We start from the raw sequence: 22163 nt of genomic DNA, 5'->3' as shown, positions 1-22163 counted from the left end.
CCTCCGACCGGTGGCCGTGCCCCATGGGTCGAGTCTATGCATACGAGCCGACACGCGACAGCACTCGGGCGCTGATCGCCGTTCGCCCTCAGCGGAGACACATACGCTGGATGGCATGGATGACAGATACGGATCGGATGTGCTCGCCGCGGGATGGCGCGAGCGCGCGGCGAAGCCGGTGCCCGAGGTGCCCGCCGACCTCGATCTGGTCGTCGAGGTCGCCGACGACGGCTACTGCGGCGCGGTGACGAAGGTGCAGGGCGGCACCGTGGAGCTCGAGGACTGGAAGGGGCGCAAGCGTCTGTTCCCGCTCGGCGGCGGCTTCCTGATCGAGGGGCGCCCTGTGCGGCTGACGGTTCCGAAGGCGGTGGAGCAGGGGCCCCGGCGCACGGCATCCGGTTCCTTCGTCGTGGCCGACCAGCGCGCCCGCGTCGCGCTGCCCAGCCGCATCCTCGTCGAGGGCAAGCACGATGCCGAGCTCGTCGAGAAGGTGTGGGGCGCCGATCTCCGCGTCGAGGGCGTCGTCGTCGAGTTCCTGCAGGGCGTCGATCTGCTCGACGAGCTGCTTGCCGCCGAGCCGCCGAGCGCGGACCGCCGCTACGGCGTGCTCGTCGATCACCTCGTGCCGGGTTCCAAGGAGTCCAGGATCGCCGACGCCGTCTCGCGCGGCCCGCACGGTCGTCACGTGAAGATCGTGGGGCACCCGTTCGTCGATGTGTGGCAGTGCGTCACCCCTCGGGCGCTCGGCATCGCGAAGTGGCCGGAGATCCCGCGAGGCACGGACTGGAAGACCGGAATCTGCCGCGCGTTCGGATGGCCCTACGAGACGCAGGCGGACACGGGCATCGCGTGGCAGCGGATCCTGTCGAAGGTGCACACCTATCGCGACCTCGAACCGGCTCTGCTCGGCAGGGTCGAAGAGCTCATCGACTTCGTGACGGCTCCCGCGCCGCGGTAGCCGGACGGGAGGAGCGGATGCCGCCGCGCCTCTCTACTACCCTGGAAGGATGCCCGAACCCCGCATCTTCCGCGACGAGCCGGTGTCCTTCGTACGCAGGAGCGGTCGGATGTCCGATGCGCAGGAGCGCGCCTTCGCAGAGCTCGCCCCGCAGTACCTGCTCGACGTCCCTCGCGACATCGCGTGGACTTCCGTCCACCCCGACGCTCGGCTCGACCCGTCGTCCGAGTACGGCCGCGACGCTGATTTGTACATCGAGATCGGCTCCGGCCAGGGCCACGCGATCGTGGCGGCGGCATCGTCGCGCCCGGAAGACGACTTCCTCGCAGTGGAGGTCTTCCGCGCAGGTCTCGCGCGCACCATGCTCGATGCGGATCGCGAGGGCGCGCGCAACCTGCGGGTCGTCGAGGCCAACGCACCGGAGGTGCTCTCGTCGTATCTCCCCGACGCAGCCGCGGCCGAGGTGTGGATCTTCTTCCCCGACCCCTGGCACAAGAAGAAGCACACGAAGCGTCGGCTGGTGCGCCCCGGGTTCGGAGACGCCGCGGCGCGAGCGCTGCGCGATGGCGGACTGCTGCGTCTCGCCACCGATTGGGAGGACTACGCGCTGCAGATGCGCGAGGTCCTGGATGCCGAGCCGCTCTTCGAGCGGGCATTCGAAGGGGAGTGGGCCGAGCGTTTCGACGGGCGCGTCATGACCGCCTTCGAGCGCAAGGGCATCGCCAAGGGGCGGGACATCCGAGACCTCGTGTACCGGAGGCGAGACCGCGCATGAGCGCGGAGGGGCGCGGCACGGCGGTATGGCCCGGCATCGCGCCCGCCCTTCTCGTCTGCGCGGCCGCGCCGGCGTTCTTCGTGCTCCAGATCGCATGGCTCGGCTGGCTGCTCCTCGCGCTCGGCATCGGCACGGCCTGGCTGAGCGAACGCGGGAAGGCCGTCGACGACCAGATCGTCAGCATGGGAGCGCGGCGCGAGACGGCTCGGCAGATCGGCATCCGTCGGCAGCCCTCGCTCACGCGCGACCTGTCCCTGATCGCGATCGGACTGTTGATCGTCAGCGTCATCCCCCTCGCCGCCGAACTCGACAACCTCGCCATGCTGCGCTTCACCCTCGCCCTCGGCGGAGCGGTCGTTGTGCCCTACATCGTGTCGCGATACCTCTTCCGCGACCGCGCGATCGGATTCCCCTGGCGTGCGCATCGTCGCTGGGGGCGGTTGCAGTGGGGATGGCTCGTCGCCGTCCTGGTGCTCGGATGGCTGATCCTGCCGTTCTACTTCATCACCAGCGGCGTCTACCAGAACTGGCCAGTGGTGGACTCTCCCGAGCTGATCGCCCGACTGTTCGTCGGCGTCGGGGCCGTCGGCATCTGGGACGAGCTGTTCTTCATCTGCACGGTCTTCGCCCTGCTGCGCCGGCACTTCCCCGATGCCGTCGCCAACGTGCTGCAGGCGATCGTGTTCGTGTCCTTCCTCTGGGAGCTGGGGTACCGCGCCTGGGGACCCGTCCTCACGATCCCGTTCGCCCTGCTTCAGGGGTTCATCTTCGTCCGCACGCACTCGCTCGCCTACGTCGTCACGGTGCATCTGCTGTTCGACGCGGTGGTCTTCGGCGTGCTCGTGCATGCGCACAACCCTGGACTGCTGCCGATCTTCCTCGTCTGACGATGTCTCCCGGCTCCGCCGGTGGGAGAATCGAGTCATGATCATCGCCGGACTCGTCCTCGCCGCCGCCGCGGCGGCCTTCCACGTCTTCATCTTCGCGCTGGAATCGCTGAAGTGGACGGAGCCGGAGACGAGGAAGATCTTCGGCGTCGCCAGCGAAGCGGATGCCGTCACGATGAAGCAGCTCGCCTTCAATCAAGGCTTCTACAACCTCTTCCTGGCGCTCACGGCGCTGCTCGGGGTGGGCCTGTACATCATGGGCAGCGCGACCGTCGGGCTCACTCTCGTCTTCGCCGGTACGGGCACGATGCTCGCCGCCGCTCTCGTGCTCGTCCTGTCGGACCGGTCGAAGACCCGTGCCGCGCTCATGCAGGGCACGCTGCCGCTGCTGGCCGTCGTCGCCACCGCGATCGGCGTCGCCGTCTCCTGACGTCGTCGCGTCCCCGGGGGTGACACCGCGGCTCGGAGCCGTCACACTCGTGTCATGGCCGACTGGGTGCTGCACGTGGACATGGACCAGTTCATCGCGGCCGTCGAGGTGCTGCGCCGCCCCGAGCTCGCCGGCCTCCCGGTCATCGTGGGAGGGCGGGGAGACCCCACGGAGCGCGCCGTCGTGTCGACGGCGTCGTACGAGGCCAGAGCCTTCGGCATCGGGTCGGGGATGCCGCTCAAGATCGCGGCGAGGAAGGCTCCGGATGACGCCGTCTTCCTCCCCGTCGACCATGAGGCCTACGAGGCCGCCTCGCACGAGGTGATGACCGCGCTGCGTTCGCTGCCGGGCGTCGTGTTGGAGGTGATCGGCTGGGACGAGTGCTTCCTCGGGGTCGAGTCCGACGATCCGGAGCAGGTCGCACGCGATGCGCAGACGGCGGTACGGGACGCCACAGGGCTGCACTGCTCGGTGGGCATCGGCGACAACAAGGTGAGAGCGAAGATCGCGACGGAGTTCGGCAAGCCTCGCGGCATGTTCCGCCTCACCGCCGCGAACTGGTTCGCGGTGATGGGGGAGAAGCCCACGCGCGACCTCTGGGGCGTCGGACCCAAGGTGCAGAAGCGGCTCGCGACGCACGGGATAGACACCGTGCGCCAGCTCGCGGATGCCGATCAGCAGGAGCTCGTCGCGGAGTTCGGGCCGCGAATGGGGATCTGGTACCGCGATCTCGGCGCGGGGATCGGCCCCGCGATCGTCGACGACACTCCCTGGGTGGCGCGCAGCCACAGCCGCGAGACGACCTTTCAGCGGAATCTCACGACGGCGGAGGAGGTCGAGGTGGCGATCCGCGAGCTCGCCGCCAGCGCCTTCGACGACTGCGCGGCCGAGGAGCGCGCGGTCGTGCGGGTGCACCTGAAGGTGCGGTACGCGCCCTTCGAGACGAAGACGTTCGGACGCAAGCTGGCCGAGCCGACCCTCGACCGCGACCAGGTGGTCGCCGCCGCTCTCGAGCTGGGCGGCACGCTCGATCGAGACCGCGAGGTCAGACTGCTCGGGGTCCGCGCGGAGATGACCATGCCCGATGACGCCGACACCGCGGAGCGGACGCCGGTGCGCGGCAGGATCTGACGTCGGGAGGCGAGGCCCGGCGCGCGCTCAGTCGCGGAACACCGCGGCGACGGCGCTGACCTCGATCACCGCACCGGGGACCCCGAGACCCGCGACGAGCGCCGCGGTCACGAGGGGAGGTGCACCCTCGCGTGCCAGCTTCGACGCCACCGCGCCATACGCGGCGCGCAGATCCGCGTCCTGCTGGATCAGCACCGTCCAGCTGACCACGTCGTCGAGACCTGCCCCGGCGGCCTCGAGCGCGACGCGGGCGTTCTCCACCGCACGGAGTGACTGCTCGCCGGCGTCTGCGGAGACGACGGTGCCGGTCGCGTCGACGCCGTTCTGGCCGCCGACGTAGATCGTCGTCGCGCCGGGCGGGACGACGGCGACGTGGCTGAATGCGGGACTGACGACGAGGCCGTCCGGCTGCAGGAGAGTGATGGTGTCCATGGCCCCAGTGTGGCCCTGGGCGCCGACATCGCGTGGGGCGCGAGAAGGGGCGGAGCGCCATGCGCCCCGCCCCTCGACATCGCAGACGCTCAGAACTTCAGGAGCACCTTGCCCACTCGGCCCGGCGTGTTGCTCGCGCGGACGGCATCCGCGGCGTCGGCCGCGTCGAAGACTCCGGCGACGGGCAGGGTGAGGGTGCCGTCGGAGACGCGCTGGATCAGCTCTCCGAACAGGGCGCCGCGCGTGGCGGCATCCATCGCCTGACTGACCTTGCTTCCCCAGAAGCCCTTGACGGTGGCCTGTTTGAAGATGACGTCGCCCGAGGCGATCTCCATCACGGGCGAGCTCATCGCGCCGAAGGCGACGAGCGTGCCGTTCTCGGCGAGCAGCGAGAGCACGTGTCCCGATGCGGCTCCGCCGACGGAGTCCACACCGGCGACGATCGGGGCGCCGCCGGTGAGCGCCGCCGCCTGCTCGCGCCAGTCGTCCTGGTCGGTCGCGACGACGTTCTCGATGCCCTGGGCGCGGAGCTCCTCCACGCCCTCGGTGCGGCGCACGAGACCGAGCACGTTGACGCCGCGCGCAGCCCCGAGCTGCGCCAGCATCCGTCCGACTGCGCCGTTCGCGGCGTTCTGGACGATCCAGTCGCCCTCGCCGACCTCCAGGAACTGCAGCAGGCTGATCGTGCTGAACGGCATGGATATCAGCTGCGCGGCGCTCTCGTCAGGGATCGCGTCGGGAACCGGCACGAGGCCTGCGGCCGTGGTGACGAGGTACTCCGCCCAGGATCCGAAGGTTCCGCCCGTCGCCATGCGCTGGCCGATCGTGAGGTTCTCGACGCCGTCGCCGAGCGCATCGACGATGCCGAGCGCCTCGGTGCCGGACGCCGCTGGCAGCTCGGGCTTGAAGCCGTAGGTGCCGCGGATGGTCCACAGATCGTGGTTGTGGATCGGGGAGAGGAGGATGCGCAGGCGCACCTGCCCCGGACCGGGCTCCGGAAGCGGGCGGTCTTCGACTGCGAGGACCTCTTCGGGCTCGCCGAACGTGTGGTGGATGAGTGCACGCATGTCTGTTCTCCTTGTGGGATCAGTCGTCGGAGACGGTGATGTCGACGTCGATGTTGCCGCGGGTGGCGTTCGAGTACGGGCACACCCGGTGCGCGGCATCCGCCAGCGCCACGGCCTGCTCGTGGGGAAGGTTGGGGATGACCACCTCGAGCTGCACGGCGAGCCCGAACCCGCCCTCGCCGTTGGAGCCGATCTGCACGCGCGCCCCCACCGAGGAATCGGTGATCGCGACCTTCTGCGCGCGGGCCACGGTCTGCAGTGCGGAGTGGAAGCAGGCCGCGTAGCCGGCGGCGAACAGCTGCTCGGGGTTCGCGCCGTCTCCGCTGCCGCCGAGCTCCTTGGGTACGGCGAGGTCGACGTCGAGTCGACCCTCTGACGTGGCGACCCGGCCGTTGCGGCCTGCGCCCGTCGCCAGGGCTTCTGCGGTGTAGAGAGCGTCCATCGTGTGGATTCCTTTCGAGTGGTCAGTTCGCGGTGCTCTTCTGGAGCAGCGCGGTGAGTTCCTGGAGCTCGGCGATCAGCCGCCGGCGGCGGTCATCGTCGTGCACGCCGGCGAGATCGGCGATCTGCGCGCGGATCGGGGCGACCTCGGCGCGCAGCGCGCGGCCGGCTTCGGTCAGCTGCACCGTGACGACGCGCTCGTCGGTCGTGCTGCGCTGCTTCGTCACGAGGCCGGCCTGTTCGAGGCGGCGCACCAGGGGGGAGAGGGTGCCGGAGTCGAGCTGCATCGCATCTCCGAGGGATCCGACGGTCTGCTCTCCCTCGTTCCAGAGGATCGCCAGCACGAGGTACTGCGGGTACGTGAGCCCCCACGGAGCGAGCAGGGTGCGATAGGCCTGTGTGGTGGCGCGCGCCGCCGAGTAGAGCGAGAAGCACACCATCTCTTCGGTGATCGGCATGAGGCGAGTCTTGCACACAATTCAATTGTGCACAATTTAATGACGGCTGTCCGTCGACGCCGGAGACCTCTAGGGTGGCCCCATGAGCACAGTCGCCGTTGATGCCCCCGTCGTATCGACGATGCCGCGATGGTGGCTGCGCCGCCGCTTCGTGCTCCTGATGAGCGTGCTGGTGCTCCCAGCCGTACTGTCTGTGCTGCTGAACAGCTACGGCGCGCTCACGGAGGAGTCCGCGATGCGCATGGCGTTCGCGACCGTGGCCGGGCAGACCGTCGCGATGCTCGGCGCGCTCGCCGCAGTGGTGCTCACGATCGTGCAGAGACGAAGAGGGCTTGTCCTCTTCGTCCTGATCGGCTTCATCGTGATCGTATGCGCGGTGGCGGCCATGGGGACGGCGGGGGAGCTCCTTCTCGCCCGTCTCGGCCCGATCGCGGAGACCGCGGCTCTGAACTGACCGTCCTCGGGTCCGGAGATCGGTGATTCCGGGTTTCCCCCGGGAGTCGTCGGGTTACCCCCGTTCCTGCCGTCGAGAGCCCACGCCTACGGTGCCAGAGGCGACGAAAGTTCGCCCGCTCACGTCGACGAACAGAGGTCTCCATGAAGGTGTCTCCCGCACGCAGCCGACCCGCCGGTCCCATCGGCGCCGATGTCGCCTGGTTCTTCACGATCGCGATCCTGTTGTGCTTCGCGATCTCCGTGCCGATGGTCTTCCGGCTCGTCCCGCCAGACCTCTACAACGTGATCACCCCGATCATGCAGATGACGCCGCTGCTCGCCGCGATCATCATGTGGCTCATCCGGAGGCCGGGGACCTTCCGGTCGACCTTCGCGACCGGCTGGCGCGGAGCGTTCGGCTGGGCCGGCATCGGCATCGGCCTCATCGCAGCGATCGCGGCGATCCAGACCGCCATCGCGGTGGCCACGGGTATCTGGACGCTCAACCCTGTGGATCAGATCATCGGGACCGCGGTGTGGATACTCCCGGTGTTCGTGATGCAGTCGGTCTTCGCCATCGGCGAGGAGTTCGGCTGGCGGGGCTGGCTGGCCACCCGCGCCGCATCGTGGGGCTTCTGGCCGCTGGCGGTCGTGAGCGGCCTGGTGTGGATCGTCTGGCACCTGCCCGTCCTCGCCGTCATCGGCGACCTCCCGTTCTGGGACATCGTGATCTACTTCGCGGGGATGCTGCCGTGGGCGCCGCTCCTGCTCGCGTTGCGCTGGCGGTCGGGTAGCGTGTGGCCCGCCGTCCTGACCCACGGGGCGATCAACAGCATCCGGGTGTACCTGCTGCAGTCGGTGCCGAACGCGACCGATCACCTGCTCATCGAGGTGATCGGCTGGGTGCTCACGCTCGCCGCGGCCGTCTGGCTCATGCGCAAGGGTGGTGCGCCCGTCGTCCGCGGAGTCGTTCGGCCGGCGCAGGTCTGAGACGACGAAGGGCCCCGCCTGATCAGGCGGGGCCCTTCCGTGTCTCTGGGTTCACATCGCGACGCTCTCGCTCGCACTTCTCAACCCGTGTGTGTGCCCCCGGAGGGATTCGAACCCCCGACCTACGGTACCGGAAACCGGCGCTCTATCCCCTGAGCTACGGAGGCGTACCGATCGACAATATCACTGCTCGGGGGTGGTCTCCGAACCACCGGCCACCGTGACCGGCGCGCCGCTCAGTTCAGCGAGCGCAGCGGCGAGCTGCTCGGCCAGGTAGCGGTGTCCTGCGGTGGACGGATGCTTGCGTCCGAGGTCGACGTCGATCACGTTGCGGTAGTTCTGCGGAGTGATCCAGCCGTCTGCGACGGGGGAGATGTACCACCAGCCGCGCGCGCCGGCGAGCGCGGCGAGATCCCTGTCGATGCGCGCCGTCGAGGCCCCCACCGGCAGCTTGTGCGGTGCAGGGCCCAGGATGACGATCTGCGCCTCGGGGTACTTCGCCGCCATCGCGTCCCACGCCGCCGTCACCGCCTCGCGATACCCGGCCTCTCCCTGCGCCCTGTCGTTGATCGAGCCCTGGATGATGATCAGGTCCGGTGCGAGAGCGGGGTCGAGCGCGGCGATGCGCTCGCCGAAGGCGGGGCCGTCGATGCCGGGCTTGAGATAGCCGCTCCCGCGGACGCCGTTCACGATCGTCGTCCCGTGCACGAGGTCCGCCAGCAGGTAGGCGTAGCCGAGAGTGGGCTCGCTCGCGGCGGAGCCGTACGTCCAGGAGTCGCCGAAGACGAGGACGGTCGGATGCTCGGGCAGCGTCAGCGGCGCAGGGGCGATCGTGACCGCATCGCCGTGCCCGGCGCCCGCCACGGCTGCGCTCGACGGCCCAGGAGACCACGGCTTCCACACGCCGAGGACCACCGCCGCGAGGACGAGCACGGTTCCGACGGCGAGCCCCGCGAGGAGCAGACGACGACGGTCGATCACCGGATTCATGGCATGACTGTAGATCACGCCGGGTTCCGCGCAAATTCCGACCCGTCGACGCGCCGTAAACTGGGGAGCCTATGAATCCTGAAACGCTCGCCCAAGCCCTCATCGCCGTCCTCGCACCGATTGCCGCCGAGCGACGTCCGGGCGAGCCGCTCGGGCTCTCGGCATCCGACATCGTGCTGGATCGCCCCCGCAACCGCGACCACGGCGACTGGGCGTCGAACATCGCCATGCGCCTCGCCAAGCCGTTCGGCACGAACCCGCGAGAACTCGCCCAGCAGATCGCCGACGGCCTCGCGCAGGTCGAGGGCGTCGCGAGCACCGAGGTCGCCGGACCCGGGTTCATCAACATCCGCCTGGACGCGGCCGCGGCCGGAGCGCTCGCGAAGGTCATCGTCGACGCCGGCGACGCCTACGGGAGCAACGAGTCGCAGCGCGGCGTGAGCGTGAACGTCGAGTTCGTCTCGGCGAACCCGACCGGGCCGCTGCACATCGGGCACACGCGCTGGGCTGCCCTCGGCGACTCGATCGTCCGGCTGCTGCTCGCCAGCGGCGCGAACGCGGTCCGCGAGTACTACATCAACGACGCCGGGGCGCAGATGGAGCGCTTCGCGCTGTCCGTCGTCGCCGCGGCCAACGGGCGCCCGACGCCGGAGGGCGGGTACCCCGGCGAGTACATCACGACGCTCGCGGGGCGCGTGCTTGAGGCTCGTCCCGACCTGCTGGGGCTGCCCGAGGACGAGCAGCTCGTCGTGGCGCGGGACCTGGCCTATGCGTTCCAGCTCGCCGAGATCCAGGCATCCCTCGGCCGTTTCAACGTGCCGTTCGACGTCTGGTTCTCGGAGCGCACGCTGCACGCGAAGGGCGAGGACGGCACCAGCCTCATCGACCAGGCCCTCGATCGTCTGCGCGAGCAGGGGCACGTCTTCGACGAGGACGGCGCGGTCTGGGTGCGCACCACCGACTTCGGCGACGACAAGGACCGCGTGATCCGCCGCTCCAACGGCGAGTACACCTACTTCGCCGCGGATGCCGCGTACTACCTGAACAAGGGCGACCGCGGCTTCGAGAACAAGATCTACCTGCTCGGCGCCGACCACCACGGCTACGTGCACCGTCTGAAGGCCGTCGCCGGGGCCGCGGGAGAGGACCCGGAGAAGAACATCCAGGTGCTGATCGGCCAGCTGGTGTCGATCCGCGGCGCCCGCCTGAGCAAGCGCGCGGGCAATATCATCGAGATGGACGACCTGCAGTCCTGGATCGGCACCGACGCGCTGCGGTACGCGCTCGAGCGCTCACCCGCCGACTCTCCGCTCGACCTCGACCCCGAGCTGCTGCAGAAGCGCACCAACGACAACCCGGTCTTCTACGTGCAGTACGCCCACGCGCGCACGCACAACGTCGCCCGCAACGCCGCCGACTCCGGTGTCGACCGCTCCGAGTTCGCACCGGAGACGCTCACCCACGAGTCCGAGAGCGCTCTGCTCGGCGCGCTGCAGGAGTTCCCGCGCATCGTCGGCTTCGCGGCAGAGGTGCGCGAGCCGCACCGGGTCGCGCGCTACCTGGAGGAGCTCGCAGGGCTGTATCACCGCTGGTACGACAACTGCCGTGTGATCCCGCAGGGCGACGACCCGATCGAGAGCGTGCACCGCACCCGCCTGTGGCTGAACGACGCCGCAGGGCAGGTGTTCCGCAACGGCCTCGACCTCCTCGGAGTCTCCGCGCCCGAACGGATGTGACCTCCCGGGTACGGCAGGATTGGGGCATGAGCGATGAGAACCCGACCCTGCCGTATCCCGAGGCCGATGCCGAGCATCCCACCCTCGTGATCCCCGGAGGGGCGCAGACGGCGGATGCCCCCGCCCCCGCCAGGCGCAAGCGGTGGCCGTGGGTGCTGCTCATCATCGTGGTGGTGCTCGCGCTCCTCGCCGTCGCGGGGGAGCTCCTCGTCCGGGCGATCCTTCCCGGCGTTGTGCGCTCCATCGTCGTGGAGCAGCTCGACCTCCCCGCCGACCAGCAGCTCGACGTCGACGCCGACGGCATCCTGCTGCCGCAGCTCATCGGGGGCCGTCTCGACAGTCTGCACCTCTCGACGGACTCCGTGACGATCCAGGGGATCACGGGCGCCGCCGACGTCACGGCGAAGGGCGTCCCGCTGCGCGGCGGCGATCTCGCCGGAGCCTCCGGCACGATCACCGTCGACGAGAGCCAGTTCACGACGCTGCTCTCGTCCACCGACCTCCCGGTCGATCAGGTGGCTTTCGACGCGCCGGACGCCACGGTCAGCGGCAGCGTGCAGGTGCTCGGACTCGCGCTCCCGGTCTCGGTCACCGTGACCCCCGGCGTCGTCGACGGCGACCTGCAGCTCACGCCGCAGGGGATCAGCGTGGGCGGCATCGTGCTCGACGCGGACCGGGTCCAGGACACGCTCGGCTCCGTCGGCGCCGCCCTCACCAAGACGCAGACGATCTGCATCGCCGATCAGCTCCCGGCGGGCATCACGATCACGGGGCTGAAGATCACGGGCACCCGTGCGGTCATCGACGTCGACGTGAACGGCGCCATCGTCACTGACGACAGCCTGCAGCAGCCGGGAACCTGCCCCCGGGGCTGACCCCGTCGGCGCCGCGGTGGTCCGTCAGGGCTTCGCGGAGGAGGCGGCGTCCTGCGCTGCGCGGAGCGCTGCGGTCGCGATGGCGAGGTCGACCTCTGCGCGCTGGACCCGCCGCGCCTCGAAGGTCGTTGCACCGTAGCGGGACCGCACCCTGTCGCCCTGCTCCTCGTGCAGGGTGACGATGTACGCGCACGCGATCAGGATGACTTGCGCCGACAGGTTGAGCCAGATCAGCAGCGCGAGCAGCGAGGCGAAGGACGCGAGGAGGGGATTGCTCGCCGCTCCGCCGACGAAGAGGCCGGACAGCTCCTGCAGGACGAGGAGACCGATGGCCCCGAGCAGGGATCCCGTCCACAGCGTCCGCCTCGAGACCCGCAGTCCCGACAGCAGTCGGAACACGGCCGCGATGAGTGCGGCGTCCATCGCGAAGACGACGAGCAGGGACACCAGCCTGACGCTCCACTCCGCGACCGCGGAGTCGGCGGGGAGGCCGAGCAGGCCGCTGATCCACGTGATGCCGACGCGGCCGGTGACGGTGAGGAAGGCCGCGAGCACGAAGGCCGCGCCGATTCCCACGGCGAGGAGCAGGTTGCGCAGCATCACCCAGATCCAGAGGATGTCGTCCTGCGCCGTGCCGGCGAGAACGCGGACCGCCGTGCGCAGCGAGCCGATCGCACCGAGAGCGGAACCGGTCAGCGCGACGATGGAGACGGCGCCCGCGATCGAGAACGAGAGGGGGCGGCGCAGCTCGGACGGCTTCACGACGGCCTCCTCGCCGATCAGGCCGGGCACGACCGCCTGCACGGCGTCGATGATCGCCTTCCACGCGACCGGGTTGCCCGCGAGCCACAGCGCCGCGATGGAGAACCCCAGAAGCACTCCGGCGAACACGCTGAAGAGCGCGCGGTAGGTGACGCTGTCTGCCAGCATCGGGCCCCGGCGCTCCACGTAGAGGAGCGCGGCGCGGACCGGGGCGAGGGTGAGCGCCCCGCGCACGACCGCAGCGACGGCGCGGGGGATCGGACCGGGGCGGGCGGGGCCTGGGGTGTGCTGTTCGGTGCTCATCACGCCCCACCCTACGAGCCGCTGGTCGGTCGGTGCAGGGGATTGACTCGGCACGTCTCCGTGACGGAGGCGATCCGGGGCTTGCCTTAGAATCGGGTCAACTCGACGCGCGCATCCCGTGGCGCGCTCCATCCCACGATTGGTGCTCCGTGCTTTCCCCTGCCGACTCGCTCGCCCCTGAGTGGCTCGTCGTCCCCGACGACGCGAACGACCTCGTGCCCGCCGTGTGGCCGTCATCGGCCCGCCGCGACGTCGACGGAGCGCTCACCATCGCCGGACTGTCCGCGACGGGACTGGCCCGGACGTTCGGAACCCCGCTGCTCGTCCTCGACGAGGACGAGGTGCGCTCTCGTGCGCGTGCGTTCCGGCTCGCCTTCGACGCCGCGGCCGGAGAGAACGGCACGACCGCCCAGGTGTACTACGCGGGCAAGGCCTTCCTGTGCACGACGGTGGCCAGGTGGGTGGTCGACGAGGGACTCCGCGTCGACGTGTGCACCGGAGGGGAACTCGAGGTCGCGCTCGCGGCGGGTGTCGCTCCTGCGTCCGTCGGGTTCCACGGCAACAACAAGTCCACGGCCGAGCTGGAGCGCGCCGTCGAGGTCGGCGTCGGATCGATCATCGTCGACAGCGCCATCGAGATCGAGCGCCTCGCAGCCATCACGGCGCGGACGGATGCCGTGCAGCGGGTGTTCGTGCGGGTGATCAGCGGCGTGCACGCCGAGACCCACGACTTCCTCGCCACGGCTCACGAAGACCAGAAGTTCGGATTCCCCCTCGCCGAGGCGGAGGGCGCTGTCGCCCGCATCCGCGAGATCCGCGGGCTGGAGTTCGCCGGACTGCACTGCCATATCGGCTCGCAGATCTTCGGCGTCGCCGGTTTCCGCGAGTCGGCCTCCCGTGTGCTGGAACTGCACGCGTCGCTGCTCGAGGGCGGGCCCGTGCCGCAGCTGAACCTGGGCGGCGGCTTCGGGATCGCGTACACGCGGGTCGACGACCCGACCCCGATCGAGACGCTCGCCGGAGAGATCGTGGCGGCGGTCGCCGAGGGGTGCGCCGCTCGCGGCATCGAGATCCCGGCGCTGTCCTTCGAGCCCGGTCGGGCGATCGTCGGCACCGCCGGTGTGACGATCTACGAGGTCGGCACCACGAAGGACGTCGAGCTGGAGTCCGGGGCGGTGCGCCGGTACATCAGCGTCGACGGCGGCATGAGCGACAACGCCCGCCCTGCGCTGTACGGCGCGCAGTTCTCCGCACGCCTGGCGTCTCGATCGGGGATCGGCGCCCCGCAGCTGAGCCGCGTCGTCGGCAAGCACTGCGAGTCCGGCGACATCGTCGTCGACCACGAGTACCTCCCCGACGACCTCGTGCCAGGAGACCTGCTGGCGGTTCCCGCTACCGGCGCGTACTGCGCGTCGCTCGCGAGCAACTACAACCATGTGCCGCGCCCGCCGATCGTCGCCGTCCGCGACGGCCGCGCGCAGATCATCGTCCGCGGCGAGACCATCGCCGATGTGCTGGCACGGGATGCCGGAATCGACCCGGCCTCCGCCGACGACATCGACATCGAGCGCTGATCCTCCCGTCGCGCGGGCGCGCGACGGCGGACGGCGAGCGAGACACCTCTGAAAGACACCCATGACCACCAGCGACGCAGGAGCGGCGAAATGACAGAGTACAGACGACTTCGGGTGGCGCTTCTGGGCGCCGGAGCCGTAGGGTCCCAGGTCGCGGCGCTGCTGCTGCGTCACGGCGACGAGCTCGCAGACCGCGCGGGCGCCGAGCTCGAGCTCGCCGGCATCGCCGTGCGCAATCTCGACGCCCCTCGCGACGTCGACCTGCCCAAGGAGCTGTTCACGACCGACGCGGAGTCGCTCATCCTCGGCTCCGACATCGTGATCGAGCTCATCGGCGGCATCGAGCCGGCGCGCACGAACATCCTCCAGGCGATCGGCTCCGGCGCCGACGTGGTCACCGCCAACAAGGCGCTGCTCGCGACGCACGGACCCGAGCTCTTCGAGGCCGCCGATCGGGTTGGCGCCTCCGTCTACTACGAGGCCGCCGCCGCGGGAGCGATCCCCATCATCCGCCCCCTGCGCGACTCCCTCGCGGGCGACCGCGTCGTGCGCATCATGGGCATCGTCAACGGCACGACGAACTACATCCTCGACCGCATGGACACCGAGGGCGCCGACTTCGGCGACGTCCTCGCCGACGCGCAGCGGCTCGGCTACGCGGAGGCCGATCCGACCGCCGACGTCGAGGGGTACGACGCCGCGCAGAAGGCGGCGATCCTCGCCAGCCTCGCCTTCCACACGGCCGTCCCGCTGGAGGCCGTGCACCGCGAGGGCATCACCTCCATCACCGCCTCCATGATCGAGGAGGCCAGGGCCGCCGGGTTCGTCATCAAGCTGCTCGCGGTGTGCGAGCGCATCGAGGCGAACGGCGCCGAGTCGATCTCGGTGCGCGTCTACCCGGCCCTGGTGCCGCAGTCGCACCCGCTCGCGAACGTGCACGGCGCGAACAACGCCGTGTTCGTCGAGGCCGAGGCCGCGGGCTCGCTGATGTTCTACGGCGCCGGCGCCGGCGGCGTGCAGACGGCATCCGCTGTGCTCGGCGACGTGGTCTCCGCTGCTCGTCGTCACATCGCGGGCGGCGTGGGCGTCGGCGAATCGACCAGGGCGAACCTGCCCGTCGTCCCGATCGGCCACGTCACCACGCGCTACCAGATCACCCTGCAGGTGGCGGATGCCGCGGGCGTCCTGGCCACCGTCGCCGGCATCCTCAGCGACGGCGGCGTCTCGGTCGCGACGGTCGTGCAGACGGTCGAAGGTGAGTCGGAGCCGACGGCGCGCCTCATCATCGGCACGCACCGCGCCACCGAGGAGGCTCTCAGCGCCACCGTCGACGCTCTGGCCGGCAGCGCGGTCGTCGAGCGCGTCGTGTCCGTGCTGCGCGTGGAAGGCGAGTGACGATGCCCGCCGGCCGCACCGTCGAGGTCACCGTTCCGGCGACCAGCGCCAACCTCGGCCCGGGGTTCGACACCCTCGGTCTCGCGCTCAGCGTCTACGACTCGCTGCTGGTGACCGAGCTGCCCGCGGGCGAGCTCGAGATCGAGGTCAGCGGATCGGGAGCCGCCGAGATCCCGCGCGACGACTCGAACCTCATCGTCCGCACGATCCGGCACGTCTACGCCGACCTCGGGCGCCCGATGCCCGGACTGCGCATCGTCGCCGAGAACGGCGTGCCGCACGGGCGCGGACTCGGCTCATCGGGTGCCGCGGTGACCGCGGGCATCCTCGCGGCCAAGGGGCTGCTCGCCGGAGACGTCGAGATCGACGACGCCGACCTGCTGCGCCTGGCCACGGAGATCGAGGGGCATCCGGACAACGTCGCGCCCGCGCTCTTCGGGGGCCTCACGATCGCCTGGATGGGGGAGCGGGGTCCGCAGCACAAGAAGCTCCTCGTGCACCGCGGCGTGTCTCCGCTCGTGCTGGTGCCCTCGTACACGATGTCGACTTCGAAGGCCCGCTCGCTGCAGCCGCCGCAGGTGTCGACGGAGGACGCGGTCTTCAACGTCTCGCGCTCGGCGCTGCTCATCGCCGCGCTCATGCAGAGCCCCGAGCTCCTCCTCGACGCCACCGCAGACAGGCTCCACCAGGACTACCGCGCCGAGGCGATGCCGGAGACCCAGCGGCTCGTGCAGGCCCTGCGGGCCTCAGGGTTCGCGGCCGTGGTCTCGGGTGCGGGCCCCAGCGTGCTCGTGCTCGCCGACGGACCGGGCAGCCGCCAGGACGCCGTCGAACTCGCCAACCGCGTCACCGACACCCCGTGGGAAGCGCTGCTGCTCGCGGTCGACGTGCGTGGTGGTACAGTGGGGGATCGAGCGGAGGGCTCCACGTAACTGCGTGAATCTGGCCCCATTGCAACTCTGCAAGACCCGCACGCAAATCCTTCAGGCACCGCTCATCTGAGCATCCGGTGCCAAGGCCGGCCGGCGCCGAGCGTCAGCCCGTGCGATCGCGCGCAGCACCCGTTGTGCGCGAGACGCTCATGTCTCCGAGACCAAAGAGGGAGTACTCGTGGAGAATTTCTCCGAGACCCAGAACGACCAGGCGGCGCCCGTCGCCGAGGCACCGGCGGCTGCGGCCGCCCCGGCTCGCAAGCGCGCACCGCGCAGGGCCACCACCGCGACCGCCGCGGCGAAGGCCGAGAAGTCCGCAGCGGAGGCACCCGCCGCCGCTGAGGCTCCGGCCGCCTCCGAGGCGCCTGCGGCCGACGCTGCAGAGGCCGCGCCCAAGGCGAAGGCCCCTCGTCGCAGCCGTGCGAAGAAGGCCGACGCGGAGACCACCGAGGCTCCGGCGTCGGATGCTCCCGCCACCGCGCCCGCTGCCGAGGCTCCGGCCGCCGCCGCGGATGCCGAGGCGCCCGCCGCGAAGACCACCACCCGCGCCCGTCGCGGCGCCAAGAAGCCCGCTGCGGAGACCGCCGAGGCGCCCGCCGCCGATGCCGCTCCGGCAGAGGCTGCTCCCGCTGCCGAGAAGCAGGCCGCTCCCGCCGCCGAGAAGCAGGCCGCTCCGGCCGCCGACGGCGCTCAGGGATCCGACTCGGCCGACGGCGCAGACGGCGGCGACGAGCAGGGCGGCCGTGGCCGCAACCGCAACCGCAGCCGCAACCGTGGCCGTGGCCAGAACGGCAACGCGCAGGGCGCGAACGAGCCGCAGCAGCAGAGCGCTCCGGCCGACGACGAGCAGGGCTCGGCGAACAGCCGCAACCGTCAGCGCAACAAGCGCCGCACCAACGGCGCTCCGACCGACGAGTTCGAGACCGAGATCGGCGAGGATGACGTCCTCATCCCGATCGCCGGCATCCTCGACGTGCTCGACAACTACGCGTTCGTGCGCACCACCGGCTACCTCGCCGGTCCCAGCGACGTCTACGTCTCGCTCGGCCAGGTCAAGAAGTACAACCTGCGCAAGGGCGACGCGATCGTCGGCTCGATCAAGCAGCCGCGCGAGGGTGAGCAGCCGGGACGCCAGAAGTACAACGCGCTGGTCAAGGTCGACTCGATCAACGGCCTGTCGATCGACGATGCGGCGACCCGCGTCGAGTTCGGCAAGCTCACCCCGCTCTACCCGCAGGAGCGACTGCGTCTGGAGACGGCCCCCGAGAAGCTGACCCAGCGCATCATCGACCTGGTCGCGCCGATCGGCAAGGGCCAGCGCGGCCTCATCGTCGCGCCGCCCAAGGCGGGCAAGACGATCGTGCTGCAGCAGATCGCGAACGCGATCGCGCAGAACAACCCCGAGGTCCACCTCATGGTCGTGCTCGTCGACGAGCGCCCCGAAGAGGTCACCGACATGGAGCGCACCGTCAAGGGCGAGGTCATCGCCTCGACCTTCGACCGCCCCGCCGAAGACCACACGACGGTCGCCGAGCTCGCCATCGAGCGCGCCAAGCGCCTCGTCGAGCTGGGCCGCGACGTCGTCGTTCTGCTCGACTCGATCACCCGTCTCGGCCGTGCGTACAACCTCGCGGCTCCTGCTTCCGGTCGCGTCCTGACCGGCGGTGTCGACGCCTCGGCGCTCTACCCGCCCAAGCGCTTCTTCGGCGCCGCGCGCAACATCGAGAACGGCGGATCCCTCACGATCCTCGCGACCGCGCTCGTCGAGACCGGCTCCAAGATGGACGAGGTCATCTTCGAGGAGTTCAAGGGCACCGGCAACAGCGAGCTGCGTCTGTCGCGCGCCCTCGCCGACAAGCGGATCTTCCCCGCTGTCGACGTGAACGCCTCCAGCACCCGCCGCGAGGAGATGCTCCTCTCTCCCGACGAGGTGAAGATCACCTGGAAGCTGCGTCGCGCCCTTGCCGGCCTCGACCAGCAGCAGGCCCTCGAGGTCGTCCTGGGCAAGCTCAAGGAGACGCACTCGAACGTCGAGTTCCTCGTCCAGATGCAGAAGTCGATCCCCACGCTCCCGTCGGGTGCGCACGGGCACGACAACAACATCCGCTGAGCATCGCCGCCGTGTTCGAGTCCGTCCAGACTCTGATCGACGAGCATCGCCGGGTGCAGGAGGAGCTCTCCGACCCGGCGGTGCACGCCGACGCTGCGCGCGCGAAACGGGTCAACCGCCGCTACGCGGAGCTGTCGAGGATCGTCGCGGCGTATGACGCGTGGGTCGCGGCATCCGACGACCTCGACGCCGCGCGCGAGTTCGCCCGCGAGGACGAGACGTTCGCCGCGGAGGTGCCCGTCCTCGAGGAGGGGCTGCAGGCCGCGCACGAGAAGCTGCGTCGTCTGCTGATCCCGCGCGACCCCGACGATGCCCGAGACGTGATCATGGAGATCAAGGCGGGGGAGGGCGGCGCGGAGAGCGCGCTGTTCGCCGCCGACCTGCTGCGGATGTACGTGCAGTACGCCGCGTCCAAGGGCTGGAAGACCGAGCTGCTCGAGCGCAACGAGTCCGACCTCGGCGGCTACAAGGACGTCCAGGTCGCGATCAAGGGCTCGTCCTCCGATCCGGCGCAGGGCGTCTGGGCGCACCTCAAGTACGAGGGCGGCGTGCACCGCGTGCAGCGCGTGCCGGCGACCGAGTCGCAGGGGCGCATCCACACCTCCACGACCGGCGTGCTCGTGTTCCCCGAGGTCGACGAGCCCGAGGAGATCCAGATCGATCAGAACGATCTGAAGATCGACGTGTTCCGCTCGTCCGGGCCTGGTGGCCAGTCGGTGAACACCACGGACTCGGCCGTCCGCATCACGCACGTGCCGACCGGCATCGTCGTGTCGATGCAGAACGAGAAGTCGCAGCTGCAGAACCGCGAGGCGGCGATGCGCGTGCTCCGCGCCCGACTGCTCGCCAAGCAGCAGGAGGAGCTGGATGCCGTGGCATCCGACGCCCGCAAGTCGCAGATCCGCACGATGGACCGCTCCGAGCGCATCCGCACGTATAACTTCCCGGAGAACCGGATCGCGGATCACCGCACCGGGTTCAAGGCGTACAACCTCGATCAGGTGATGGACGGCGCTCTCGAGCCGATCATCGAGTCGGCCATCCAGGCCGATGAAGAGGCCCGCCTCGCCGCGGTGGGCTCCGAGTCCTGAGCGGGCGCGACCGCCCTGGGCGTCAGGTGCGCGCTGCGTACCGGTGCTCGGGGCGCCCCGTGGCGCCGTAGCGGAGCCGCACCTCCACGACGGTCCTCGCGGCGAGTGCTGCCAGATGCCGTTGCGCCGTCGCCCGCGAGATGCCGACGCGCTCGCCGACCTCGGCCGCGGAGGCCTCCCCGTCGCCGAGAGCGGCGAGCACGAGCTGTTCGGTCGCCGACCGCGACAGCGACACCGGTTCGCCGGCGCCGTGCAGGATCGCCAGAGCCCTGTCCACGTCCTCCTGGCGGAGCGCGCGGTCGCCGGCGAGCAGGTTGCGGTAGCGGACGTACCGATCGAGCAGGCCGGAGAGAGCGCGCCGCTCGAACGGCTTCCTCAGGTAGCCCACCGCCCCCGATCTCAGTGCGCGACGCACCGTCGGGGCGTCGTCGGCTGCGGAGATGAGGATCGCATCCACCCCTGATTCCCGTACGAGCGCGATGCCGTCGCCGTCCGGGAGGAACACGTCCGCCAGCAGGAGGTCGGGGCGGGAGGAGCGGATGCTGTCACGGGCCTCGGCGAGCGAGCGCACCGTATCCGTCACCGTGAAGCCGGCATGCTCGTCGACGATGCCCTGGTGCAGCTGCCCGACGCGGAAGTCATCGTCGAGGATGAGCACGCGGAGGGGGTCGGTCATGGCGTCTCCTGCTGTTCTGTCCGGTCTGTGCGGGCGGGCTGCTCTGCGCGCGCGGGGTCCACGGCTCCGCCGATCCGGGCGGCGAACACCGCTCCGTGCTCGTCGTCACCGGGGTCGATGACCCAGAGGTCCCCTCCGCTGCGGCGGGCGATCTCGGTCGAGAGAGGGATGCCGATGCCGTGACCGTGCACGCCGTCCGCGGCGCCGTCGGCCGACGTCGAGGTCGACAGGGGGTCGACTCCGCGCAGACCGGGGCCGGAGTCCGACACCGTGAACACGAGGGCGTCGTCGTCGTCCAGCACCGCGACCTCCACCCAGCGCGGCGTCCGCTCTCCTGACACGGCTGCGGTGACCGCGTTGTCGACGAGGTTGCCGAGCACGGCGGCCACGTCTTCGGCGGCGCTCACGCCTCCGATCAGCTGGGTGTCCTCGGCGATGCGCAGGGCGACGCCGCGTTCTCCGGCCTCCACGCCCTTGGCGCCGAGGAAGGAGTGCAGGAACGGGTCGCCGAGGAGGTCGAGTCCCGCGACGGGGAACGCCACCGGGCCGCGTGCGACGAGTTCGCCCAGGAAGGACCTGGCGTCGGCGACACGGTCGGCGTCGATGAGTCCGGCGGCCACGTGCATGCGGTTGGCGAACTCGTGCCGTTGCACGCGCAGCGCGGCCGTCATCGTCCTGACGGTCTCCAGCCGTTCCGTCAGCGCCACGAGATCGGTGCGGTCGCGCACGATCAGCACGTCGCCGAGCGCACGGCCGTCGCGGATCACCGGGCGCGAGTCGAGGTACAGCATCCGGTCTCCGACCAGGGCGCTCGACCGCGCGCGGGCGCCGGTCGTCGTGTCGAGGACCGCGGCGGGCAGGCCCAGCCCGTCGAGTGGGCGCCCGACGGGCACATCGAGCCCGAGGAGCCGATCCGCGGCGGCGTTGCTCACGCGCACGACTCCCTGCGGGTCGATCGCGAGCACGCCGTCGTCCACGCCGTCGAGCACCGCGGTCTGATTCTGCACGAGCGCGACGAGCTCCTCGGGTTGGACGCCGAGGGTCAGACGCTCCCACCGTCGGCGGAGCAGAAGGAAGGCGAGGACGGCCAGCCCCAGCGCCCCCGCCGCGGTGAGGGCGATCACGGCGAGCAGCGGCGGCAGATCGTCGAAGACGCCGGCGCGCTCGAATCCGACGCTGACCTCTCCGACGGGGGTCCCGCTCGCATCACGCACAGGGACCTTCGCGCGAGCGGACTCGCCGAGGGTGCCGGTCTGCCAGTCCACGATCTCGCTGCCGGCGAGCACCTCCTCGTAGGGAGTGCTGACCTCCTCGCCGATGCGCGACGGAGTGGGGTGGGCGAGACGGATGCCGTTGTCGTCGGTGATCACGACGAACAGCGCCCCCGTGCGCGAGGCGACGTCGGTGGAGAGACGCTGCAGATCGCCGTGACGGAGCGCCTCGGCATCCGGTTCGCGATCGGATGCGGAGATGCGGGCGACCTCTGAGCGGACCTGCGGATCCTCGGCCAGCGTCCTGGCGATGCCCAGCGCGGTGGACTCGGCCTCCGCCCGCAGCTGCTGTACCGCGAGCAGGAGATACACGCCGGTGCAGAGCGCGACGACGAGAGCGACGGTGGCGAGGTGCAGCAGGAGCGCACGCGTCGCGAACCGCGGCCTGGTCGACGTCGTCCTGGGCACTGTGCTCCTCCCGCGCAATATGCGCAGAACCCACGC

Annotated in this window: 22 protein-coding genes and 1 tRNA gene; 14 read left to right on the top strand and 9 right to left on the bottom strand. The window is 70.4% G+C overall.

What is annotated here, in order from left to right; genetic code table 11:
- The first annotated feature begins 115 nt into the window (after positions 1-115).
- From ACFVRO_RS13830 to ACFVRO_RS13810, 5 genes are read left to right on the top strand one after another with little or no spacing between them, the layout of a single operon-like run.
- A complete protein-coding gene (locus tag ACFVRO_RS13830) occupies positions 116-958 on the top strand; it encodes a DUF3097 domain-containing protein (RefSeq protein WP_341942466.1) in 843 nt (280 codons plus the stop codon).
- Positions 959-1007: 49 nt separating this feature from the next.
- The gene (gene trmB / locus ACFVRO_RS13825) at positions 1008-1733 is read left to right on the top strand and encodes a tRNA (guanosine(46)-N7)-methyltransferase TrmB (RefSeq protein ID WP_386953236.1); all 726 of its coding nucleotides are present in this window, start codon (positions 1008-1010) and stop codon (positions 1731-1733) included.
- Complete coding sequence (locus tag ACFVRO_RS13820) at positions 1730-2620, top strand: CPBP family intramembrane glutamic endopeptidase (protein WP_386953233.1); 891 nt, start codon at positions 1730-1732, stop codon at positions 2618-2620. The genes trmB and ACFVRO_RS13820 overlap by 4 nt, the downstream gene beginning before the upstream one ends.
- A 37-nt stretch (positions 2621-2657) precedes the next feature.
- Positions 2658-3050 carry a DUF1304 domain-containing protein gene (locus ACFVRO_RS13815; RefSeq protein WP_386953230.1) on the top strand — a complete coding sequence of 131 codons (393 nt, stop codon included), beginning with the start codon at positions 2658-2660 and terminating at the stop codon, positions 3048-3050.
- 54 nt (positions 3051-3104) lie between these two features.
- On the top strand, positions 3105-4181 hold the full coding sequence (locus ACFVRO_RS13810) for a DNA polymerase IV (protein ID WP_386953228.1): 1077 nt from the start codon (positions 3105-3107) through the stop codon (positions 4179-4181).
- Between the two features lie 27 nt (positions 4182-4208).
- Here the strand turns inward: ACFVRO_RS13810 and ACFVRO_RS13805 are convergent, their stop codons facing one another.
- The 4 genes from ACFVRO_RS13805 to ACFVRO_RS13790 all read right to left on the bottom strand — a co-directional run bounded on the left by ACFVRO_RS13805 (position 4209) and on the right by ACFVRO_RS13790 (position 6579).
- Entirely contained in the window at positions 4209-4613 is a 405-nt protein-coding gene (locus ACFVRO_RS13805; protein ID WP_386953225.1) for a RidA family protein, read from the bottom strand.
- An 89-nt stretch (positions 4614-4702) separates the two neighbouring features.
- Positions 4703-5680, bottom strand: coding sequence for a zinc-binding dehydrogenase (locus ACFVRO_RS13800; RefSeq protein ID WP_386953222.1), 978 nt, complete (start codon positions 5678-5680; stop codon positions 4703-4705).
- A gap of 19 nt (positions 5681-5699) precedes the next feature.
- A complete protein-coding gene (locus ACFVRO_RS13795; protein WP_386953220.1) occupies positions 5700-6122 on the bottom strand; it encodes an organic hydroperoxide resistance protein in 423 nt (140 codons plus the stop codon).
- 22 nt (positions 6123-6144) lie between these two features.
- Positions 6145-6579, bottom strand: a complete 435-nt coding sequence (locus ACFVRO_RS13790) for a MarR family winged helix-turn-helix transcriptional regulator (protein ID WP_223586654.1) — start codon at positions 6577-6579, stop codon at positions 6145-6147.
- 82 nt (positions 6580-6661) lie between these two features.
- Here ACFVRO_RS13790 and ACFVRO_RS13785 point away from each other — a divergent pair, with 82 nt between their 5' ends.
- Positions 6662-7033, top strand: coding sequence for a hypothetical protein (locus tag ACFVRO_RS13785; RefSeq protein ID WP_386953217.1), 372 nt, complete (start codon positions 6662-6664; stop codon positions 7031-7033).
- Positions 7034-7176: 143 nt separating this feature from the next.
- Positions 7177-8004 carry a CPBP family intramembrane glutamic endopeptidase gene (locus tag ACFVRO_RS13780; RefSeq protein ID WP_386953214.1) on the top strand — a complete coding sequence of 276 codons (828 nt, stop codon included), beginning with the start codon at positions 7177-7179 and terminating at the stop codon, positions 8002-8004.
- 94 nt (positions 8005-8098) lie between these two features.
- Here ACFVRO_RS13780 and ACFVRO_RS13775 read toward each other — a convergent pair.
- Positions 8099-8171, bottom strand: a tRNA-Arg gene (locus ACFVRO_RS13775).
- 16 nt (positions 8172-8187) lie between these two features.
- Positions 8188-8994, bottom strand: a complete 807-nt coding sequence (locus tag ACFVRO_RS13770; RefSeq protein WP_386953211.1) for an SGNH/GDSL hydrolase family protein — start codon at positions 8992-8994, stop codon at positions 8188-8190.
- 71 nt (positions 8995-9065) lie between these two features.
- Between ACFVRO_RS13770 and argS the strand changes: the two genes are divergently transcribed.
- Positions 9066-10730 carry an arginine--tRNA ligase gene (gene argS / locus ACFVRO_RS13765; protein WP_223586651.1) on the top strand — a complete coding sequence of 555 codons (1665 nt, stop codon included), beginning with the start codon at positions 9066-9068 and terminating at the stop codon, positions 10728-10730.
- 26 nt (positions 10731-10756) lie between these two features.
- On the top strand, positions 10757-11605 hold the full coding sequence (locus ACFVRO_RS13760) for a DUF2993 domain-containing protein (RefSeq protein ID WP_386953208.1): 849 nt from the start codon (positions 10757-10759) through the stop codon (positions 11603-11605).
- A 24-nt stretch (positions 11606-11629) separates the two neighbouring features.
- Here the strand turns inward: ACFVRO_RS13760 and ACFVRO_RS13755 are convergent, their stop codons facing one another.
- Positions 11630-12670, bottom strand: a complete 1041-nt coding sequence (locus ACFVRO_RS13755) for a YihY/virulence factor BrkB family protein (RefSeq protein ID WP_386953205.1) — start codon at positions 12668-12670, stop codon at positions 11630-11632.
- Positions 12671-12819: 149 nt separating this feature from the next.
- Between ACFVRO_RS13755 and lysA the strand changes: the two genes are divergently transcribed.
- From lysA to prfA, 5 genes are all read left to right on the top strand, one after another.
- Positions 12820-14244: a diaminopimelate decarboxylase gene (gene lysA / locus ACFVRO_RS13750; protein WP_386953202.1), complete on the top strand. Its 1425-nt coding sequence runs from the start codon at positions 12820-12822 to the stop codon at positions 14242-14244.
- A gap of 90 nt (positions 14245-14334) precedes the next feature.
- On the top strand, positions 14335-15639 hold the full coding sequence (locus ACFVRO_RS13745) for a homoserine dehydrogenase (RefSeq protein ID WP_105674712.1): 1305 nt from the start codon (positions 14335-14337) through the stop codon (positions 15637-15639).
- A 2-nt stretch (positions 15640-15641) separates the two neighbouring features.
- Positions 15642-16571, top strand: coding sequence for a homoserine kinase (gene thrB / locus ACFVRO_RS13740; protein ID WP_386953200.1), 930 nt, complete (start codon positions 15642-15644; stop codon positions 16569-16571).
- Positions 16572-16749: 178 nt separating this feature from the next.
- Entirely contained in the window at positions 16750-18681 is a 1932-nt protein-coding gene (rho, locus tag ACFVRO_RS13735) for a transcription termination factor Rho (RefSeq protein ID WP_386953198.1), read from the top strand.
- 11 nt (positions 18682-18692) lie between these two features.
- Complete coding sequence (gene prfA, locus ACFVRO_RS13730) at positions 18693-19772, top strand: peptide chain release factor 1 (RefSeq protein WP_105674708.1); 1080 nt, start codon at positions 18693-18695, stop codon at positions 19770-19772.
- Between the two features lie 22 nt (positions 19773-19794).
- Here prfA and ACFVRO_RS13725 read toward each other — a convergent pair whose 3' ends face one another.
- Both ACFVRO_RS13725 and ACFVRO_RS13720 read right to left on the bottom strand, forming a co-directional pair.
- Positions 19795-20448, bottom strand: a complete 654-nt coding sequence (locus tag ACFVRO_RS13725) for a response regulator (protein WP_386953195.1) — start codon at positions 20446-20448, stop codon at positions 19795-19797.
- Positions 20445-22127, bottom strand: a complete 1683-nt coding sequence (locus tag ACFVRO_RS13720; protein WP_386953192.1) for an ATP-binding protein — start codon at positions 22125-22127, stop codon at positions 20445-20447. Before ACFVRO_RS13720 ends, ACFVRO_RS13725 begins: the two co-directional genes overlap by 4 nt.
- Positions 22128-22163 lie beyond the last annotated feature (36 nt).

Source organism: Microbacterium sp. NPDC057944, assembly GCF_042887445.1.
Taxonomy (GTDB): domain Bacteria; phylum Actinomycetota; class Actinomycetes; order Actinomycetales; family Microbacteriaceae; genus Microbacterium; species Microbacterium natoriense.
Note: the sequence above shows the minus strand (reverse complement) of the source record. Positions and strands in the feature narration are given on the sequence as shown.

What these genes read in the sequence shown, in the direction of transcription:
- ACFVRO_RS13830 (WP_341942466.1), top strand. Translation starts at nt 116, where the DNA reads ATGGATGACAGATACGGATCGGATGTGCTCGCCGCGGGATGGCGCGAG.
- trmB (WP_386953236.1), top strand. Translation starts at nt 1,008, where the DNA reads ATGCCCGAACCCCGCATCTTCCGCGACGAGCCGGTGTCCTTCGTACGC.
- ACFVRO_RS13820 (WP_386953233.1), top strand. Translation starts at nt 1,730, where the DNA reads ATGAGCGCGGAGGGGCGCGGCACGGCGGTATGGCCCGGCATCGCGCCC.
- ACFVRO_RS13815 (WP_386953230.1), top strand. Translation starts at nt 2,658, where the DNA reads ATGATCATCGCCGGACTCGTCCTCGCCGCCGCCGCGGCGGCCTTCCAC.
- ACFVRO_RS13810 (WP_386953228.1), top strand. Translation starts at nt 3,105, where the DNA reads ATGGCCGACTGGGTGCTGCACGTGGACATGGACCAGTTCATCGCGGCC.
- ACFVRO_RS13805 (WP_386953225.1), bottom strand. Translation starts at nt 4,613, where the DNA reads ATGGACACCATCACTCTCCTGCAGCCGGACGGCCTCGTCGTCAGTCCC.
- ACFVRO_RS13800 (WP_386953222.1), bottom strand. Translation starts at nt 5,680, where the DNA reads ATGCGTGCACTCATCCACCACACGTTCGGCGAGCCCGAAGAGGTCCTC.
- ACFVRO_RS13795 (WP_386953220.1), bottom strand. Translation starts at nt 6,122, where the DNA reads ATGGACGCTCTCTACACCGCAGAAGCCCTGGCGACGGGCGCAGGCCGC.
- ACFVRO_RS13790 (WP_223586654.1), bottom strand. Translation starts at nt 6,579, where the DNA reads ATGCCGATCACCGAAGAGATGGTGTGCTTCTCGCTCTACTCGGCGGCG.
- ACFVRO_RS13785 (WP_386953217.1), top strand. Translation starts at nt 6,662, where the DNA reads ATGAGCACAGTCGCCGTTGATGCCCCCGTCGTATCGACGATGCCGCGA.
- ACFVRO_RS13780 (WP_386953214.1), top strand. Translation starts at nt 7,177, where the DNA reads ATGAAGGTGTCTCCCGCACGCAGCCGACCCGCCGGTCCCATCGGCGCC.
- ACFVRO_RS13770 (WP_386953211.1), bottom strand. Translation starts at nt 8,994, where the DNA reads ATGAATCCGGTGATCGACCGTCGTCGTCTGCTCCTCGCGGGGCTCGCC.
- argS (WP_223586651.1), top strand. Translation starts at nt 9,066, where the DNA reads ATGAATCCTGAAACGCTCGCCCAAGCCCTCATCGCCGTCCTCGCACCG.
- ACFVRO_RS13760 (WP_386953208.1), top strand. Translation starts at nt 10,757, where the DNA reads ATGAGCGATGAGAACCCGACCCTGCCGTATCCCGAGGCCGATGCCGAG.
- ACFVRO_RS13755 (WP_386953205.1), bottom strand. Translation starts at nt 12,670, where the DNA reads ATGAGCACCGAACAGCACACCCCAGGCCCCGCCCGCCCCGGTCCGATC.
- ACFVRO_RS13745 (WP_105674712.1), top strand. Translation starts at nt 14,335, where the DNA reads ATGACAGAGTACAGACGACTTCGGGTGGCGCTTCTGGGCGCCGGAGCC.
- thrB (WP_386953200.1), top strand. Translation starts at nt 15,642, where the DNA reads ATGCCCGCCGGCCGCACCGTCGAGGTCACCGTTCCGGCGACCAGCGCC.
- ACFVRO_RS13725 (WP_386953195.1), bottom strand. Translation starts at nt 20,448, where the DNA reads ATGACCGACCCCCTCCGCGTGCTCATCCTCGACGATGACTTCCGCGTC.